The following is an 18,471-nucleotide window of genomic DNA, read 5'->3' as shown; positions in this document are numbered from 1 at the left end:
TTATGCCTCCCCTTCAACAGAAATTGTTATCTCATTTACATCTATTCCCTCAAGTTTAACTTTAGGTAACATTATTTTTTCCATTTCTGCTGGTGCCATATGTGGTCTCTTAAAGCTTAATAACTCTTTATCTCCTGCTTTAACCTTTATAAAAACATCATGTCTTACTGCATTAGTTCTCATAAATACATTTATTCCTTTATCTATATTTTCAAGTCTAATCTTTTGTGGAACTGTGTAAGTTATTCCATTTCCATTCTTTAAATATATATAGTTTTCATTGTTTTCAACTTCATTTTTTATATATTTAGCTGCATTTAAACCTGCTTTTCTACTTTCTTCTGTCACAAAATCAACTAAATCATGAACATGAACTACATTACCACAAGCAAAAACTCCATCTATGCTTGTTTCCATTAACTCATTAACTAATGGTCCATTAGTTCTTTTATCAATTTCTATTCCAGCCTTCTTAGATAATTCATTTTCTGGAATTAACCCTACTGAAAGAAGTAATGTATCACAATCAAATTCCTTTTCAGTTCCTTTTATAGGCATTCTATTTTCATCAACTTTAGATATAACTACCTTTTCGAGTCTTCCATCACCTTTTACATCTGTTACTGTATGTGAAAGATATAGTGGAATATCATAGTCATTTAAGCATTGAACTATATTTCTATTTAATCCATTTGAGTAAGGCATAAGTTCTACAACTGCATGAACTTTAGCACCTTCTAAAGTCATTCTTCTTGCCATTATAAGACCAATGTCTCCAGAACCTAATATAACTACATTTTTACCCACCATGTAGCCTTCCATATTTACATATCTTTGCGCTGCCCCTGCTGTGAATATTCCAGCTGGTCTATCTCCTGGAATTGCTATTGCACCTCTAGTTCTTTCTCTACATCCCATAGAAAGCACTATTGCTTTAGCACTTATAATCATATATCCTTCCTCAGAGTTTATTGCATGGATTTCTTTATTGTCTGTAATTTCTAAAACCATTGTATCTAGCTTAACATTAACCTTTGTATCTTTAAGCATCTCTATAAATCTCTCAGCATATTCTGGGCCTGTTAACTCTTCTTTAAAAGTATGAAGTCCAAATCCATTGTGTATACATTGCTCTAATATACCACCAAGTTCTTTATCTCTCTCTATTATTAATATATTTTCTATTCCATTATTATAAGCTTCTAGTGCTGTTGCAAGTCCTGCTGGGCCTCCACCTATTACAACTAAATCATAATTCATTCTCTACTCCTCCTACGTTTTATAGGTCTTAAAATCAAAATTAAATATAATAAATTTTGATTTTGTCTCCTACATCTAATTACAAGTTCTAAGCTCAAAATTTACTTTATTTTTGTTTCTTGTGTTAAGATATATGAATTATTTTTATCAAGTACTATTTCTTTTAAGTCCTTATTCAATTCCCTTGATAATATTTCTTGAACTCTTGGTCCACAGAACCCACCTTGACATCTTCCCATTCCTGGTCTACATCTTTTCTTAACACCATCCACAGTTGTTGCTCCCGCAGGTCTTCTTATGCTATCTATAATTTCACCTTCAGTTATATTTTCACATCTGCATATTATTCTGCCGTATGCTGGATTTTCTTTTATTAACTTAGCTTTTTCTTCTGTTGTAAGTTCCATGAATATAACTTGTTTTCTTTCACCATTGAAATCTACTTTTTTATTTAATTCACATCCACAATTTTTTAATATATCTATAGCTTCTAATGCTATAGCTGGTGCTGAAGACAATCCTGGTGACTTCATACCTGCTAAATCAATAAATCCTTTTGCATCTTTAGCTTCTTCAATTATAAAATCTGGTCTTGTAGATTGAGCTCTTAATCCAGCGAAGTTTCTTATACTATCTCTAAATGATATTCCTTCAACAGATAAAACACCTTTTTCTCTTACAAAATCTAGTGCTTCTTTTGTTGTTCCAACTTCTTCTCTATCTTGTATATCTTCAGCATCTGGTCCTACTAATAAGTTTCCATGAACTGTTGGAGTAACTAATACTCCTTTTCCTAATTTATTTGGACACTGGAATATAGTTTTAGAAACAAGATTTCCTTCACTTTTATCCATTACATAATATTGTCCCCTTCTTGGGAAAATATCATAATCAGCACTTCCAACCATATTGTGTATTTTATCTGCATAAACACCTGCTGCATTTACTATATACTTTGTTTCTATAAACTCATCTTCATTATTTACATGAATCTTATATGACCCATCACATTTTTCTATTGATGTAACTTTTGAGTTTAACTGTAGCTCTACACCATTTGTTATAGCATTTTCTATTAAAGCTATAGTATATTCCCATGGTCCTACAATTCCTCCAGTTGGTGCATATAATGCTCCCTTTAAATTTTTATTTAAATTTGGCTCAAGTTCTAAAACTTCTTCTCTATTTAAAACTTTTAACCCTTTTACATTATTTCTTTTACCGTTTTCACATAAATCATTTAAAGTTACTAATTCTTCATCTGAAAATGCAACTACTAATGAACCATTTCTTTTAAAAGGAACGTCTAACTCTTTGCATAAATCCTCAAACATTTCATTTCCTTTTACATTTACTTTTGCCATTAATGTTCCATTACAAGGGTCATATCCAGCATGAACTATAGCACTATTAGCCTTAGTTGTTCCATTTGCTACATCATTTTCTTTATCTAACACCTTTACTTTTAAATCATACCTTGAAAGTTCTCTTGCTACTGACGCACCTATTATTCCTGCTCCTATTACAACTACATCATACATAATTATTATTTTCCTCCCTATAAGTCCTTTTCTTCCCAATCCTTAGCTCTTACAACAGCCTTCTTCCATCCTTTATAAAGTTTTTCAGCTGTTTCATCATCTAAGTTGCATTTATATTCAGTATCTATATTCCACTTATCTTTGATTTCATCTTTACTTTCCCAGAAGCCAACTGCAAGTCCAGCAAGATAAGCCGCTCCTAACGCAGTTGTTTCTCTTATAAGTGGTCTTCTTACTTTTTTCCCTAATATATCTGATTGGAACTGTAGTAAAAATCCATTTGAACTAGCTCCACCATCTACTTTTAACTCTCTTAAATCCATTCCTGTATCTTCAACCATTGCATCTATAACATCTTTAGTTTGATATGCTATAGATTCAAGAGATGCCCTAATTATATGATTCCTATTAGTTCCTCTTGTTAGTCCTAATATTGCTCCTCTTGCATACATATCCCAATAAGGAGCACCAAGCCCAGTAAATGCTGGAACTATATAAACTCCACCATTATCATGTACCTTTTTAGCAAAATACTCAGTATCACTTGCTTCATTAACTATTCTAAGTTCATCTCTTAACCACTGAATAATTGCTCCACCTATGAAAACACTACCTTCTAGAGCATATTCAACTTTATTATCAATTCCTATTGCTATTGTTGTGATTAATCCATTCTTACTTTTTATCATTTCATCACCAGTATTCATAAGTAAGAAACAACCTGTTCCATAAGTGTTTTTAGCTGAACCTTTTTCAAAGCAAGCTTGACCAAACAAAGCTGCTTGTTGGTCTCCCGCCATTCCTGCTATAGGAACTCTAGTTCCACCTTTTCCACCTAGATTTGTTCTTCCATAAACTTCACTACTATTTCTTACCTCTGGTAATATACTTTCTGGAATATTTAAAAACTCTAAAAGTTTCTTATCCCACTGCAATGTTTTTATGTTAAAAAGCATTGTTCTTGATGCATTAGTATAATCAGTTACATGAACTTTTCCATTTGTAAGTTTCCAAACAAGCCATGTATCCACAGTTCCAAATAAAATATCTCCATTTTCAGCCTTTTCCCTTACGCCTTCAACGTTATCAAGTATCCACTTTATTTTAGTAGCTGAAAAATAAGCATCTACTACAAGTCCTGTATTTTCTTTTATATAATCTTCAAATCCAGCTTCCTTTATTTTGTCACATATATCAGCAGTTCTTCTGCACTGCCATCCTATGGCATTATAAACAGGTCTCCCTGTTGTTTTATCCCATAAAACAGTTGTTTCCCTTTGATTTGTAATTCCTATAGCTGCTATATTTTCAGCTAAAAGTCCTGTTTTTGCTAAGACTTCTGTTAAAACTCCATACTGAGATGCAAATATCTCCATTGGATCTTGTTCAACCCATCCTTTTTTAGGGTATATAGGTGTTATTTCTTTTTGAGCTATCTCTAAAATATTTTGATCCCTATCAAAAACAATAGCTCTCGAACTCGTTGTTCCTTGATCTAATGCAACAATATACTTCTCCATAATTAAATCCTCCATAAAACTTTATATATATATTTCTAAACTCTATTTACTTTATTAATTAATAATAAAAGCTACAAAAACAACACACCTCCTAATTTAAGGTGTTTTGTTTTTGTAGCTTTTCTCTCAATCTCTTAACTACATAAAATATTTAATTTATATAAACTTTATTCAAGCCATATCTCTTTTTTAGTAGATGACACTGCAGTTGCACCCGCTTGAAGTGCTAATATTATATCTTCCTTATCTTCTATAAGCCCTCCAGCAATAATAGGAAGCGTAGCTTCATCAACTATCTTTTTAATTATTTTCGGCATTACTCCTGGTAATATTTCAATTGCATCAGCATATCCAGAGTTCATATATCTTTTACTAGCTTCTAATGATAATGAATCTAGTATAAAACATCTTTGAACCGTTATAAATCCAACTTCCTTAGCCTTCTTTATTATATTGGCTTTAGTACTTATAACTCCATCTGCTAATGTATTAACTTTTAAAAAGTTGACTGCTACATCTCTGTTAGCTAAACCATCAATTAAATCTATGTGAACTATTGCTATTTTATCACTATCTTTAATTTGTTTAACAATATTTTCTATGTTGCATATATCTCCAAATAATACAAAAACTACTTTTACATCAGATTTTAATGCAAAATCTAATCCATCTACATCCTTTATAGCTGCCACTGTTGGAAATTCAAATAATGCATCATAAAATTCGTTCTTCATATAACCAACCTTTTCAAAATTATTTATTAACATACTCTATTATAATATAAAGTGAAAAAAAAATATATAGTGTTGAAAAATCTATTTTTTAACATACTTTTCAAACTAATGTTTTGCATACTCTTCAGCTATTTTTTTAAACCTATCTTTAGAAAGCACGCTAATAACAACACCCTTCACCTCATAACTTGATGTAGCATCATCATGTCTTAAATTATTTAGTATACTCATTACATCATTAATTATTATATCTACATCAGATTCTGTTAACATCCCCTCTGAATCATCTGATGCATTTTCAATGCTTATTTTTATTTTATCTTCATTAAACTCTTCCAATCTTCCATCTTTCTTTGTTAATTTCATCTTCACAGCTCCTTTACTTCTTCCTAATCATAATCAATAATTTTTTATATAGTGTTTTAAGGACTTATCACGTAAAACATAAATAACTTAATTTTAAATTGTATATACATAATTAGTTCTATAAATATATTTTGCCAATATTCATAAATAATACTTATAAATTCATAAAAATAAACTTAAATATTCAAAAATCTAAAGTGAATATATAGTAATACAAATTGAAACTTTAAGTTATTCATGTTTCAATTGAAAATTCTAATTAATTTAATTGAAAATGGAAAATTTAAATTGGTTCTAAATGTAAAAATAGAAATAAACTGTAAACTTAATAATATCATTTGATAAAGATGTTATTTAAAATTTGAACTTGCAACCCTATAACCTAAAACAAACCTATATATAATATTTCTTGTATATGTTTGATTTTAAAATAATAAAATTTTATTTTTTATAACAATACATTTATAATAGTGTAAAATATATTATTTTTGTTAATATTTAATATAAAGATAAATTTATTTTATTTTTATAATGAAATAACATATATACTTATTAAAAATTTATACAAACAAAGAGGTTTTTTTATGAAATTATTCGATAAATTTAAAAATAGCTATTTAGTAAATACATTATCAACCGTATACGAAAATCTAAAATTCGCTTATTGGGAAAATCTCCTTTTTGAAGCAATTTATAAAATTTTATCTATATGCCTTTTTATTCCCTTTGTCTCTTTAATATTTAATAAATTAATATCCTTATCCGGTTTTAATAGTTTAACCAATTCTGAGATTTTAAGGTTTGCACTTAGTAAATATGGTCTTCTTTCATTATTAGTTCTTAGTCCTATAATGATGATTTTTATTTTTCTTGAATTCTCAGTTCTGATAATAATTTCTTATTTTAGTAATAAAAAAAAGAAAATAAACTTAGTTTCGGCATTAAAAAAATCATTTTTTAACATAAAACCACTTTTTGCAGTAGGTGCTTTACAGATGGGATTATATTTAATACTTCTTGTTCCATTATTTAATTTTGGAGCTAGTTCATCAGTACTTCCTTCATTATCTATTCCAAGGTTTGTATCTGGTGAATTGAGAAAAACATTTGTAGGTACATTATTATATTTTGGATTAATAATATTAATTTTATATTTTAATATAAGATGGATATATTCCATACATGTAATACTTTTAGAAGGTGCCAAAAGTTTTAAAGTTGCAGCTAAAAGAAGTAGCCAGATTGTAAAAAAGAACTATTTAAAAACATTACTAATGTTAATACTTTCAATATTAATTTTTTTAATAAGTTTCGTAATCCTTGCATTCATTTTAGTTTTTATAGCTTGTTTTTTCATTTGGATTTTCAACAAGAATTTAAGTCATAAACTTGCTCCAACAATTGTTTTTATTATTTGCTTAAGTCTATATTATTTATTAATGACAATAACTACTCCAATAATAATTAATACTTTAACTAAACTATATTTAGATCACTGTGATAAAGAAAATATATGTATTGATAATATAACTTTTACAGAAAAAGATAAAAAACAAAGCTTTGTAGTCAAACATAAAAGTTTAATTCTATCATTATTTATATTTCCTGCAATTCTCATAATGCTTACAGTTTCCATAGTTGTTGATAGTCAAATCATTTTTCTAATAAATGATAAACTTAATACATTTGATGTTATGGCCCATAGAGGATATATAAAATATGGTGTTGAAAATACCATTGAATCCATAGATGCTGCTATAAATTCTAATGCAGATTATGCTGAAATTGACTTGCTTCAAAGCAAAGATGGCAATATTGTAGTTATACATGATAATAACTTGAAACGATTAGCAAAAGAAAACTTAAATGTATCTGATTTAACATTGTCAGAACTTAAAAATATTAAGCTATATCAAGATAATTTTGAAGGTGAAATAAGTACATTAGATGAAGTGCTTAAGTATAGTAAAGGTAAAATCAAACTCAATTTAGAGCTTAAACTTCATGGAAATGAAAAAGATTTTATAGAAAAATTTCTATCTATATTAGATAAGAATGATTTCTATGATGAATGTATAGTTCAATCTACAAACTATGATATTTTAAAAGAAGTAAAATCAAAATGTCCTAAACTTAAAGTTGGATATATAGTTCTTACTGGATTTCCTAAAGTTGAATTTTTAGATGTGGATTTTTTATCTGTTGAAGAATCTGTTGTAAATAAAAAATTAATTTTAGCATCTAAACTATTAAACAAAGATATTTATGTTTGGACTGCAAATGATTCTATATCTATACAAGAATATTATTATATGGGTGTTGATGGTGTAATAACGGATGAGGTAGATATTGCAAAATCATCAATAAAATCAATAAAGGAAGAATCTTTAATATCTGAACTTTATGATTTAATTAATTCTAACTTAAAACTAAAAAACTTATAAAAAAATGAATAAATTTATTTATTCATTTTTTTTATATTAAATTAATATTTTATTAAAATACATATTATTTTTTTTTGCCCTAATTGCAGGCTTTCCTTTGTTGTAATCGTTTATGCTTATTTATTTCTCATAAGACTTTTTTTGTATAAAAAAGTATATTTATTCATAGTTTTATGCATAAATAAATGTATAATTTGTATTATTATAAATTTTATTAGCAAAAGTACTGGATTTTATGCATAAATTATATTATTATAAGTATAAATCAAATGAATATTTATAAACAAAGGAGGAATAATTTATTATGTTATATGAAAACAAACTAAAGCACTCTCTAAAAAATATATTTTTATTTATTGTACCCTCGTTAATAGGAATTTTACTTTTTATGACACCTATTATTTATAAAAATGAAATGACGATACCTGTGGCGATATTGTCTAGATCAGTAAGTTCTGCAGTATCTAATATAGCACCTTACATAATTTGTTCTTTAATTTCTATTTCATTTATTATTGCCGCTATCACAAAAATATTTAAACCTAAGTTTGTGTTAAATAATAAATTCTTAAACTCGCTTTTTAATATATCACCAGTATGGTTTTTTTGTAGATTTTTAGGAATGATATTTGTACTATCTGCTACATTTAAAATTGGACCTGAGTTTATTTGGTCTTCAGATACAGCTGGTCTTTTATTAAATGATTTATTACCTATTTTATTTTCTGTATTTATTTTTGCAGGATTATTCTTACCACTGTTATTAAACTTTGGACTTTTAGAATTTGTAGGTACATTTTGTAGTAAAATTATGAGACCTATTTTTAAATTACCAGGAAGATCATCTATAGATTGTATTACATCTTGGCTTGGTGATGGAACTATTGGAGTTTTACTTACAAGTAAGCAATACGAAGATGGATTTTATACAGCAAAAGAAGCTTCAATTATTAGTACAAGCTTTTCTGCCGTTTCTATAACATTTAGTTTAGTGGTAATCGCTCAAGTTGGACTTTCAAATATGTTTTTACCATTTTATCTAACAGTTACTTTATGTGGAATACTAGTTGCCATAATAGTTCCTCGTATACCTCCACTTTCTAGAAAACCAGATACATATTTCAATAATGCAAAACAAAAAGACAGTGAAGTAATACCTGAAAATTATACTTGTTTTAGTTGGGCATTAGAACAAGCTGTTAAAAAAGCAAGTACAAACTCTAGTTTCAGTGCAGTTGTACTTGATGGAGTAAAAAATGTTTTAGATATGTGGTTAGGGGTAATTCCTATAGTTATGGCAATTGGTACTATAGCCTTAATTATCGCTACATATACTAAGTTTTTTCAAATACTAGGTATACCATTTATTCCAATCTTAAATCTTTTAGGTGTACCCGAAGCAGCAGCAGCTTCTCAAACTTTTATAGTTGGATTTGCTGATATGTTTTTACCAACTGTTATAGGTAGCACAATAGCTAGTCCATTAACTAGATTTGTTATTGCTTGTACTTCTGTAACACAACTTATATATATGTCTGAAATAGGTGGCCTTATATTAGGTTCCAAAATACCAGTTTCTTTAAAAGACTTATTTATAATATTTATAGAAAGGACTCTTATTTCATTACCTATAATAACAATAATTGCACACATATTATTTTAAATAGAAAAAGCTAATGTAACTTATTTAAGTCACATTAGCTTTATTTTTTTATTCATCATAAAAATCTAAATAACTATGTTTTTCTCCGTCTTTTTGCCACCCAAGTATAGCATCCATGTTTACATTTTGAGCCGCTCTAAATATTGATTTATCAACATCTTTAAAGTTTTTCTTAATGTCTGCTATCATGTCTTTTATTTCAAATCTCTTATTACCTATCTTTTTAGCGGCTACCATACAAGCACAATTTAATGGCCATATACCACTATTTTGTATATATTTTTGTATATACGTCTCTTCAACATAATAAAGTGGTCTTATAAGTTCTAAACCCTCAAAGTTGCTAGCCTTTAATTTAGGAAGCATTGTTTTAAAGTTACCTGCATATAAAACATTCAGCATAGTAGTTTCTATAACATCATTAAAATGATGACCTAGTGCAAGTTTATTACATCCTAATTCTTGAGCTTTAGAATATAATGCACCTCTACGCATTCTAGCACACATATAGCATGGATATTCTTTTGCTATATCATCAACAATTTTAAATATCCCTGAATCAAAAATATGTATTGGTATTTCTAAATACTCACAGTTATCAATTAATAATTTTTTTATATCTTCATGATAACCAGGATCCATAGCAATAAACTCTAATTCAAAATTCATTTGACCATGTCTTTTAAGCTCTTGAAAGCATTTTGCCATTACTAAACTATCTTTTCCACCAGAAATAGCAACAGCTATCTTATCGCCTTCTTCAACTAATTGATAATCTTTTATTGCTTTTATAAATTTAGACCATATAGTTTTTCTATACTTTTTTATTAAACTTCTTTCAATTTCCTTAATAGGTCTTCTCTCATTAAAAGGAACTAGAACTTCACAGCCACTCCCTGCTAATCCTTCCTTATTTTCCTCGCTCACATTAAACACCTCACTTATTTATAAAATTCTATAGTAATTTTTAATACAATCTTTTCATATGTTTTATCTAAAATATTATAGCATTTATACTTATTTTTGTCCTCTTAAGGTTCCAATCTTAAATTTAATACTTTATATTCTTTACAGACATATCTTGAAAATATGTATTTGCATTATAAAGCATTAACATCTCACCTATTTCATTTTCTTCTATTAGTTTAGATAAGTCTTCTTTATAATATCTTAAATCTACCATATATATTTCACTAAAATGTTCTATCAAAAATGGTACAAATGAATTCGCATAAGAATCTTTTAATATAATAAGTTTTCTATCCTCATCTGATTCTGTTGTTATCTTTACTAATGGATGATTTCCATCTTGAAAAACAGTATACTTATCTTTTTTTTCTAAGTTCTTCATTTCATATAAAGATTCACTTTTCTTATCTTCTAATGTGTATTCAACTTTTATATTTTCATCTTGACGATTTTTATATTTATAAAGATTTATATCATCTGCTTCCACATTTCTAAAGTTTCCTTTTGAATATAGTGAACCTAAAAATTCATCTGTTACTTTCATTTTTTCAAATTTACTTTTTGGTGTAGCTGTAAATCCCATATACTTTGATAGCTCTTCATATGCATAATAAGCTCCATCAGTTGTCCAATGATGATCTGTTTTATAGTATATATACTCATCATTTTTTGATTTTAATTTATTGTATATATCTACAAATTCTATATCCTTATTTAATCCATCTTCAAATTCAGAAATAACATCTTTTTGACTAGGTTCAACCACATACCTTGGTAACTTATCACTGTTTATTTCTACAGAAGTAGGTGCTATTATAACATACTTCTTCAATTCTTTAGATTCATTATCCAATTTATTTAAAGCTTTAACTCTATCTTCTATATCTTTATCTTGAGGATTTTTAAATTTTTCAAGTAGATAGTCATCTTTACCTAAATAAACATCATTGCTTTCTTTTTTTCCCATAAATTTATCACAGTTTGACTTTAATTCTACCCAAAAATCTCTAAATGCAAACTGATCTGATATATACTTTTCATATTTCTTAGTAAAATCTCCTTTTAATAAAGATTTAACAGAAAACTTAGGTCGTTGTTCAAGCATTCTATTTTCTTGTTCAGAAAAATCTTTGCTTGGAGTTATAACATTTAAAATTACAATTATAATAAAAAATATTATAAATACTAACGCAATTATTCTTTTCAATGCTTTTTTATTCAACACTATCACCTCTCTAAAACCTAAAGTATAAAAATGGATTGTACGTTTCATTTACTAAGTATGCCACTGCTACAATTAATATAATTGTATAAATTACTGGTACTACAAATAATTTTGCAGTAGTATATTTTTTCTTAATAAACTTAATTATTTTCGTAGGTATAGATGTTGAACATATTATAAGCACTATTATTAAGCCTATATTTGCCTCTAAGTAATACATAGTCATACTATCTATCATTGGATTATTTCCAAATCCAAACATAACTTTTATGTAATCTAATGCACCCTTTAAAGTCTCTACATCAAAGAATACCCATCCAATTATCACTAGTATCATAGTATAAATATTAGCAATAAATTTAGGTGCTTTTTCTAACCATTTCAATAAGAAATTTTTTTCTATAACTAAAATAACACCGAAGTATAATCCCCAAACAATAAAGTTCCAACTTGCTCCATGCCAAAGTCCAGTAAGAAACCATACTACAAATAAATTCCTTAAATGCTTAGCTGTAGAAACTCTATTTCCTCCTAAAGGTATGTATACATATTCTCTAAACCACGAACCTAGTGATATGTGCCATCTGCGCCAAAATTCTGTGATACTCTTTGATACATATGGATAATTGAAGTTTTGCATAAAATCAAATCCAAGCATTTTTCCAAGGCCTATTGCCATGTCTGAGTATCCACTAAAATCAAAGTATATTTGGAATGTAAATGCTATTATTCCAAGCCAAGCTCCTATTACTGTAATATCACTTATAGGCATTGCCTTTATAGTTGTCCATAAAAATCCTATATTATTAGCAAGTAATACTTTTTTACCAAGTCCTACTATAAAGAGTTCAGCACCTTCACCAAACTTATCTAAAGTTTCTACTCTTTTATCTATTTGCTTTGCAACTTCACCATATTTTACAATTGGACCTGCAACCAATTGTGGAAACATTGTAACATATGCTCCAAAAGAGATTATATTTTTCTGAACAGGTACCTTATTTAAATACACGTCAATTGTATATGACATTGTTTGAAATGTATAAAAAGATATCCCAACTGGTAACGGTAATGTTTTTGCTGTTAAGCTAAGATTAAATATTCCATTAATATTTTCAATAAAGAATCCATAGTACTTAAAGAATGCTAGAATTCCTAAATTAATAACCATTGATAAAATAAGTATTGTCCTAGCTTTATTTTTATCTTCCCTATACTTACTTATTAAAATACCATTAGTATAATCAAAAACCGTTGAAAATAACATTATTACTATATATACTGGTTCCCCCCAAGCATAAAATATAAGACTAAATATAAGTAGTGCTAAATTCTTAAACTTTCTAGGAACTATATAATAAACCAATAATGTTATTGGTAAAAATATAAATAAAAATATTAAGCTACTAAATACCATATTTTATCCCACCTTAAATATTTACTTTTCATATTTTTGCTCCAAAACTCTTAATTTATTTTAAGGAATCTTCAAATGCTCCCTCTATCTCTTCACTATCTTTAGATACTGCTACTAATATGTACTTACCTTCTGATTCTATAACTTTATTTTCAATTAGAAAATATTCCTCTGGAAGATATGTTTTAAATTCTTCTCCACTTTCATTTATTTTATTTTCTATTTGTGATTTTATATCATCTACCTTATCTTCATCTTTAACTTTAATAACTGCTACTTGATTTGCTTGTAAATTTGTTGTTGGCATATAGTATGCAAATTCTTCTACATCACTTGCATCAACTCCAACCAAATCGGTTAACTTTTCCTCATTACCTTCTTTCATAGAATCAAGTTTTACTGAATCCTTAATATTGTTCATTACTTCTTCAGTTGTGGGATTTTTCGTACTATTACTTCCACATGCAGTTAATAGTCCCATAGATAATATTGCTCCTAATGTAATAGATATAACCTTTTTTAATTTTCCTTTTGTCATTTTCCCATTCTCCTTACAAATGAAATATATTTTTAATAATTTATTATAAATTGTTTTTTATATCATCTAACCAAACATTGTAAAAATCAGCTTTAACATGTTTACCATCAGGTTCAAACAAACTTTCATTTGCTTTTAAACCTTTAGATATGTCTATATAATTTATATTTTTTTCAACACACATGCTTAAAATCATTGTGTTTACTTCATCTATTCTTGCATTTGTTAAATTCAAACTTGTATCTTCTGCCGAAGATGCTATTGGAAGCACAGATTGTACATAAATATGAGCTTCTGGAACTTCTTTTTTTATGTTTTCTATTAAATTAGAATAACTCATAATAAAATCTTCATTGTTTTGAAAATTAACTAAGTCATTCATTCCATATAGGATAAAAATATTTTTAGGATTTATATCTTTTACAGAACTTATGTACTCCATTGCTTTAATTGTTGTATCACCTTTTTTAGCTAAAATCCTGTTTGAGTCTACAAGACTATAAAATGAAAAACCTTCTGTTATCGAATCTCCTAGAAAAACAGATGTACTTAAAAAATTTTCCTTTGATTCATTTTTATTCTCAGTTACCTCTGAATCTTTCTTAATTTCCTCTGCATCTGCAGTTCTAACTTTCTCTTTACTATCATCTGTTTCCTTAGTTCTTTCTTCCGTTTGTTTATCCATAGCTGCTTTTTTGCTATACATTATCTCATTTCTTTTATTTACATTTTTAATGTATTTAACTATAGATATAGACCCGCCAATAATGATAACAACACATATGCTTATTGCTGATATCAATCTTTTTCTATTTACCACAACATATTTTTTCTTCTTTTTACTCATACTACACCTCTTAAAAATATATACAATTAAACCTCTCTCTAAAATTTATATTTAATGTGGTTAAATTATAAGGCTTCAAACTCACTTTTCAATCTGTAATTTTAGTAAATTATACTTATAAGCTATTCTCAATCAAAATTCATCCCATTTTCCCATAATATACTATATATCAATATTTTAATATAAAATTTTTCTATAACACTAAAAATTTTAACACTTTATTAGGGAAAATTAATTACAATAAAATTAAATTACATAAAAAAACACCCTCACAGGGTGTTTTTATCAAAATACTATTTTCCACAGCATTTTTTGTATTTTTTACCACTTCCACATATGCAAGGATCATTTCTTCCGATTTTATGTTCCTTAACAATAGTTTTTGATGCTTTCCACTCGTCTCTGATTTCTTTTCTCTTTTCTTCTGAGAATATAGCATTCCATTGTGGTAAGCTATATAGATATTCTGCTTTAGATTCTAGCATGTTGAAATATAATTTTTCAAAATTAATTTTCATATCTATATCTGCATCTGCATTCATGTTTTCTAAATCTAATTCTTTTTCTACACTTTCATTTATTCCGTCTAAGAAGCCCATGAATTGAACATCAGTAACTCCATGATCAGCTGCTAAATCTTTAATTTTTCCTTTAACTACTCCATCTAGGTTAGTTAAAACTTTACTATATATAGCAGTTTCTATTCTTGCATATTCTTTCCAGAACGCTGGTTCTCCATTTGTTTTTACATAATCAACTACGTAATTTGTCCATTCGTTATATAAACTCATTTTCTTATCTCCTTTATAAATAAAAATTATATCTTATTTGTTTTTATATCTAATTTTGGGTTAATTATAATAAATATTTACAATAATTTCAATATATATTTAATTATTCAAATTAGTTCTTTACTATAGCTATATTTAGTTACCTTTAGCTATTTTTAAACTATCTATTTCTTGTGTTGAAAATGGCTTTGATATATCATAATTTCCACCAAGACTTTGGATAGTTTGATTTTCTACAGTAAGCATTAATTTACCTACTGATTCTAATTGTGATAAAGATGTTGATAAACATGTTAATAACGCCTTTTCCTCAGAAGCTGTAATTTTTAAGTCCTTATTATAACTTAAATTCAAATAAGCTATATCATCTTTAATTGAAAAACTTAAAACCCTTGTATCCTTTGGAAATATAGGCTTAGACTCGCTATTTACTGCTGGTCCTTTAATAAGTTCTTGAACTATTACTTCTCCAAACAGTTCTTCTCTATTAACTAACCTTTCTTCTTTAACAATTTTAACATCATTTTCATTTTTGCCTCCATTGAAGTACAAATTAATATCAATAGAGTCACCCTTATCTTTAGATTCTATATTTAGCTTTTCTATCTTTTCTTTGTTTAAAACAGTATTTTTATCTTTTTTTTCGCCACCAAATATTACTATAAATGCTGCTATTAATATAATTACTGAACAAATTATTACTACTTTCTTTTTCATAACTGCCCCCTTTGCATTAAAGTTATATCAAGCAAACTATTATAAATTTACAACTTCACTATGATTAGATCTATTTGCCATAGACAAATATACATCTTCTCCTATATTTACATTGTTTTCTTTTAAAATGCTACTCACTGTTTCATATGCTAATTGTGGATAATTATTAGTTTTACTTAAATGTCCTAAATATATTCTTTTTCTTCCACTTTTAATAAGTTCTAATATTGCATTTCCACATGCTTCATTAGATAAGTGGCCTACTTCACTTAATATTCTTCTCTTAAGTACATATGGATATGGTCCAAATTTAAGCATTTCAACATCATGATTACTTTCTAAAAGAAGTACATCTACTGAATTTAAAATATCCTTTATTTCATCTGAGAAACAACCTAAATCTGTTGCAATTGCAGCCTTACCCTTCTTAGTATTAAATAAATATCCTCTTGGGTCAACTGCATCATGCGATATTTTAAAATTTTCAATCTCTATATCTTTAATTGCTGTATATCTTGTATCCAATAGTTTTATATTTTCTTCCTTAACTTTACCTATTTTAGGCAGCATAGCTTCCCACGTTAACTCATTTGCATAAATAGGTATGTTGTGTTTTCTAGACATAACTCCAACAGATTTTATATGATCCGAATGTTCATGGGTAACGAAAATTCCATCTATACTTGAAGGTTCCTCACCTATAGCTCTAAGTTCTGCTTCAATATTTTTTCCTGCAACACCTGCATCTATCAATATTTTTGTATTTTCAGTTCCTACAAATATACTATTGCCACTACTACCACTAAATAATGGACAAAATTTCATATAAATCTCCTTTTCTCAACTATATTAGTTATCTAAACCACAATATGCTCTATCCACTGCTTATTTAATAATTTTAATTATAATTTAACATATATAAATTATTTTTAATTATTTACACAGCAAATTTTACATGCTTATTACTACTCTATAATTCTAGTTATATCACAACCAAGCCCTCTTAATTTTTCTTCTATCTTAGGGTAACCTCTGTCAATATGTTGAACACCTTCAATTATAGTTTGACCCTCTGCAACTAATCCTGCTATAACTAATGCAGCCCCAGCTCTTAAATCTGTAGCCTTAACATGTGCGCCTTTTAATCTTTCAACACCATCGATTATAGCTATTCTATCTTCAGCAGTCATATTAGCACCCATTTTGTTTAACTCTGATAAATGTTTAAATCTATTTTCATAAATACTTTCATTTATTATACTTCTTCCATTAGCTACAGCTAACAATGCACTCATAGGTTGTTGCAAGTCAGTTGCAAATCCTGGATATGGAAGTGTTTTTATATTAACACCCTTTAATTTTTTATCTCTTTTTACTGTAACAGTATCATCTTCTTCAATTACCTCTGCACCCATTTCAATAAGTTTTGCAGATATTGATTCTAAGTGCTTTGGAATTACATTTTTTAATTTTACTTCTCCACCACAAGCTGCAGTAGCTATCATAAATGTTCCTGCCTCTATTTGGTCAGGAATTACAGAATAGTTGCATCCAACTAATTTTTCTACACCTGTGATTTTTATTGTATCTGTACCTGCACCTTTAATATTTGCTCCCATACTATTTAAGAAGTTAGCAACATCAACTACGTGCGGTTCTTTTGCTGAGTTTTCTAATATAGTTGTTCCTTCTGCAAAAGTTGCTGCAAACATAACATTTATAGTTGCACCAATACTTACTACATCAAAGTAAATACTAGTTCCTATTAATCTTTCAGCTTTTGCACTAAGTGAACCATGTTCTATAGTAACTTCAGCACCTAAAGCTTCTAATCCTTTTATGTGTTGATCTATAGGTCTACTTCCTATAGGACAACCCCCTGGAAGCTCTATTCTAGCTTCTTTAAATCTTCCTAGTAAAGCACCTAAGAAATAGTATGATGCTCTCATTTTTCTCATATCTTCACTATTTGCATTTAAACTTTTTACTTCTGTACTATCTATATTTATAACATTATTAATTTTTTCTACTTTACATCCTAATGATTCAAAAATTCGTTCTATGCAATTTACATCTTCAATTTCTGGGAAATTTTCAATACTGCATATACCTTCACTTGCCATAATTGCAGCTGTTAATATTGGTAATACTGCATTTTTAGCTCCACTTATTTCTACTTCTCCATATATGGATTTACCACCATTAATTATAAATTTTTCCATTACGGTATCATCCTCACTATTTTTTTTATATATATTCAAATTCTCATTTATTATCTTATTTCACACATATCATATTATATCACATACACTTTATATTTTTATATGTAAATTTAAAAATATAGAAATTATTCTCCATATTAATATAAATGTTATACTTATTATATGCAAGGTAATTTTTTTCATATGTGTTATTTTATTTCCTTGTAAATAAAATATA

Annotated in this window: 16 protein-coding genes; 2 read left to right on the top strand and 14 right to left on the bottom strand. The window is 27.6% G+C overall.

What is annotated here, in order from left to right:
* From AC07E4_RS02975 to AC07E4_RS02955, 5 genes are all read right to left on the bottom strand, one after another.
* The gene (locus AC07E4_RS02975) at positions 1-1,260 is read right to left on the bottom strand and encodes an NAD(P)/FAD-dependent oxidoreductase (protein WP_478215686.1); all 1,260 of its coding nucleotides are present in this window, start codon (positions 1,258-1,260) and stop codon (positions 1-3) included.
* A 101-nt stretch (positions 1,261-1,361) separates the two neighbouring features.
* Complete coding sequence (locus tag AC07E4_RS02970) at positions 1,362-2,801, bottom strand: FAD-dependent oxidoreductase (RefSeq protein WP_478215685.1); 1,440 nt, start codon at positions 2,799-2,801, stop codon at positions 1,362-1,364.
* 17 nt (positions 2,802-2,818) lie between these two features.
* On the bottom strand, positions 2,819-4,321 hold the full coding sequence (glpK, locus tag AC07E4_RS02965; protein WP_040328234.1) for a glycerol kinase GlpK: 1,503 nt from the start codon (positions 4,319-4,321) through the stop codon (positions 2,819-2,821).
* Positions 4,322-4,488: 167 nt separating this feature from the next.
* A complete protein-coding gene (locus AC07E4_RS02960) occupies positions 4,489-5,055 on the bottom strand; it encodes a glycerol-3-phosphate responsive antiterminator (protein ID WP_040328235.1) in 567 nt (188 codons plus the stop codon).
* A gap of 105 nt (positions 5,056-5,160) precedes the next feature.
* On the bottom strand, positions 5,161-5,421 hold the full coding sequence (locus AC07E4_RS02955) for an ATP cone domain-containing protein (protein WP_478215684.1): 261 nt from the start codon (positions 5,419-5,421) through the stop codon (positions 5,161-5,163).
* A gap of 584 nt (positions 5,422-6,005) precedes the next feature.
* On the opposite strand from AC07E4_RS02955, the gene AC07E4_RS02950 reads away from it, so the two are divergent.
* Both AC07E4_RS02950 and AC07E4_RS02945 read left to right on the top strand, forming a co-directional pair.
* On the top strand, positions 6,006-7,865 hold the full coding sequence (locus AC07E4_RS02950; RefSeq protein ID WP_478215683.1) for a glycerophosphoryl diester phosphodiesterase membrane domain-containing protein: 1,860 nt from the start codon (positions 6,006-6,008) through the stop codon (positions 7,863-7,865).
* 304 nt (positions 7,866-8,169) lie between these two features.
* The gene (locus tag AC07E4_RS02945) at positions 8,170-9,528 is read left to right on the top strand and encodes a YjiH family protein (protein WP_040328240.1); all 1,359 of its coding nucleotides are present in this window, start codon (positions 8,170-8,172) and stop codon (positions 9,526-9,528) included.
* Between the two features lie 48 nt (positions 9,529-9,576).
* Here the strand turns inward: AC07E4_RS02945 and AC07E4_RS02940 are convergent, their stop codons facing one another.
* The 9 genes from AC07E4_RS02940 to AC07E4_RS02900 form a co-directional block, all read right to left on the bottom strand.
* Positions 9,577-10,455: a tRNA 2-thiocytidine biosynthesis TtcA family protein gene (locus tag AC07E4_RS02940; protein WP_040328242.1), complete on the bottom strand. Its 879-nt coding sequence runs from the start codon at positions 10,453-10,455 to the stop codon at positions 9,577-9,579.
* A 124-nt stretch (positions 10,456-10,579) separates the two neighbouring features.
* The gene (locus AC07E4_RS02935; protein ID WP_040328243.1) at positions 10,580-11,719 is read right to left on the bottom strand and encodes a DHHW family protein; all 1,140 of its coding nucleotides are present in this window, start codon (positions 11,717-11,719) and stop codon (positions 10,580-10,582) included.
* 13 nt (positions 11,720-11,732) lie between these two features.
* Positions 11,733-13,139, bottom strand: a complete 1,407-nt coding sequence (locus tag AC07E4_RS02930; protein WP_040328245.1) for an MBOAT family O-acyltransferase — start codon at positions 13,137-13,139, stop codon at positions 11,733-11,735.
* A gap of 55 nt (positions 13,140-13,194) precedes the next feature.
* Complete coding sequence (locus AC07E4_RS02925) at positions 13,195-13,677, bottom strand: DUF4358 domain-containing protein (RefSeq protein ID WP_040328246.1); 483 nt, start codon at positions 13,675-13,677, stop codon at positions 13,195-13,197.
* A 43-nt stretch (positions 13,678-13,720) separates the two neighbouring features.
* Positions 13,721-14,524: a GDSL-type esterase/lipase family protein gene (locus AC07E4_RS02920; protein ID WP_478215682.1), complete on the bottom strand. Its 804-nt coding sequence runs from the start codon at positions 14,522-14,524 to the stop codon at positions 13,721-13,723.
* 293 nt (positions 14,525-14,817) lie between these two features.
* Positions 14,818-15,315, bottom strand: coding sequence for an SEC-C metal-binding domain-containing protein (locus AC07E4_RS02915; RefSeq protein WP_478215681.1), 498 nt, complete (start codon positions 15,313-15,315; stop codon positions 14,818-14,820).
* A 135-nt stretch (positions 15,316-15,450) separates the two neighbouring features.
* Positions 15,451-16,032: a GerMN domain-containing protein gene (locus AC07E4_RS02910; RefSeq protein ID WP_034439617.1), complete on the bottom strand. Its 582-nt coding sequence runs from the start codon at positions 16,030-16,032 to the stop codon at positions 15,451-15,453.
* Between the two features lie 39 nt (positions 16,033-16,071).
* Positions 16,072-16,857 carry an MBL fold metallo-hydrolase gene (locus AC07E4_RS02905; RefSeq protein WP_034439620.1) on the bottom strand — a complete coding sequence of 262 codons (786 nt, stop codon included), beginning with the start codon at positions 16,855-16,857 and terminating at the stop codon, positions 16,072-16,074.
* Positions 16,858-16,997: 140 nt separating this feature from the next.
* Positions 16,998-18,254 carry a UDP-N-acetylglucosamine 1-carboxyvinyltransferase gene (locus AC07E4_RS02900; RefSeq protein WP_034439623.1) on the bottom strand — a complete coding sequence of 419 codons (1,257 nt, stop codon included), beginning with the start codon at positions 18,252-18,254 and terminating at the stop codon, positions 16,998-17,000.
* Positions 18,255-18,471: the final 217 nt, after the last annotated feature.

The organism is Clostridium amazonense (assembly GCF_056431285.1).
The sequence above is the reverse complement of the archived record's forward strand: the minus strand, read 5'-3'. Positions and strand labels throughout refer to the sequence as shown.